Consider the following 257-nt stretch of genomic DNA (forward strand, 5'->3'; position numbering starts at 1 on the left):
GATAGAACATGCTAAACAGCTACTGATCACCAATCCGGAAATTGGTATTAAAAATATATGCTTTGAATCCGGATTCAATACTTTGGAATATTTTTACAGAAAATTCACTCAGATCACCGGAAAATCTCCGAAGAAATTTAAAATAAATTAAAGGAATCCTCTATGAACTTAAAAAAAGTTGTCACGATTGTAAGCTTTCTGATCTGTTCTATCTTTCAGGCACAGACCCTGCATTTGTATGGAGTACAAATCAGGAT

The 257-nt window shown here is 33.5% G+C and carries 1 protein-coding gene; it reads left to right on the top strand.

Annotated features, from left to right (window positions below):
- Position 1 precedes the first annotated feature (1 nt).
- Complete coding sequence (locus SB764_RS42195; protein ID WP_410867064.1) at positions 2-151, top strand: helix-turn-helix domain-containing protein; 150 nt, start codon at positions 2-4, stop codon at positions 149-151.
- Positions 152-257 lie beyond the last annotated feature (106 nt).

It is taken from the genome of Paraburkholderia sp. SIMBA_027 (assembly GCF_046535315.1).
Lineage (GTDB): Bacteria > Pseudomonadota > Gammaproteobacteria > Burkholderiales > Burkholderiaceae > Paraburkholderia > Paraburkholderia tropica.